This window comes from Acinetobacter sp. SW-226, from assembly GCF_055632855.1.
The window spans coordinates 1-866 of record NZ_JBVNBD010000011.1; the positions used below are offsets into that span (position 1 = coordinate 1).

Below are 866 nucleotides of genomic sequence, written 5' to 3' on the forward strand. Positions count from 1 at the left end.
TGAAAGGCTTGATTTAGAGGTAGGGTGGTCTAAAGAGCCTTGGCAGACAATTAAGAAGATGAAAGATTTCAGGAATGCCTTAGTTCATTTAAAACCCAAAAAGACAACTGCTAAATATGTTTATGTAAAAAAAACTATAGATATCCGGTTAGTCCCTCGTTATGCGTTACTTATAGATGGTTATCCATCTAATAATAAAAGTCTTATGTCGTATGTCAGTATTGAAAATATGGAAAAATTTATTAAAGCTGCATCAGATTTAGAACGGTACTGGAGTTGGAGCTGTCATCACAAGAAATATGATATACATCGTTATTCAACTCCTATTACTGAAATTATAAATAGTTAAATATTTGAAAGATGGATGCTTTTTATTTAGTTTTCCTAAAATTAACATAATGCACGTTATACGAAATTGACTTGTTTTTGTGATATAAATCAACTCGATAGTCCCCTGACCTCGGCCCAATATCTCCACATTGGGCTTTTTTATCCATTTTTCATGTTCCACGCCTATTCTTTGATCAAAGTTCCACGCCTTTGCTTAGCTAGACTGAACAATCACCTACAGGTGTTGAGGCTCATTTTTATGGTATTTAAACTGGAGTTAGTCATACGTCCGTGAGATAGAGATGAAGATTATGATGACCGAAGATGATCAAGAGCGTGAGATTGCCGAAGCCGCAGCGCGTGTGTTGCACGATAGCTTTATCGAAGCTGCTCAGAAACTGGACCAGTTTTTTATGTTGAAAATGATGTCTTGATGTCGAAATCCGCGAATCAACTCCCTGTGGTAATTAAACGTCTGTTTCGTAATTTAGAGCTTTCTAAACGTGTACCTAAGCAAGGAACAGTGAAAATCAGGA

General features: G+C 36.4%; 1 protein-coding gene and 1 pseudogene. Both read left to right on the top strand.

Annotated elements, in window-relative coordinates; genetic code table 11:
• Positions 1 to 349 (top strand): annotated as a pseudogene (locus ACZ8ZH_RS20225) (hypothetical protein); the annotation flags it as partial.
• Between the two features lie 283 nt (positions 350 to 632).
• Complete coding sequence (locus ACZ8ZH_RS20230; RefSeq protein WP_470247987.1) at positions 633 to 764, top strand: hypothetical protein; 132 nt, start codon at positions 633 to 635, stop codon at positions 762 to 764.
• The last annotated feature ends 102 nt before the right edge of the window (positions 765 to 866 follow it).

Excerpts from the sequence above, each read along its gene's own strand:
- ACZ8ZH_RS20230 (WP_470247987.1), top strand. The coding sequence starts at position 633 with ATGAAGATTATGATGACCGAAGATGATCAAGAGCGTGAGATTGCCGAA.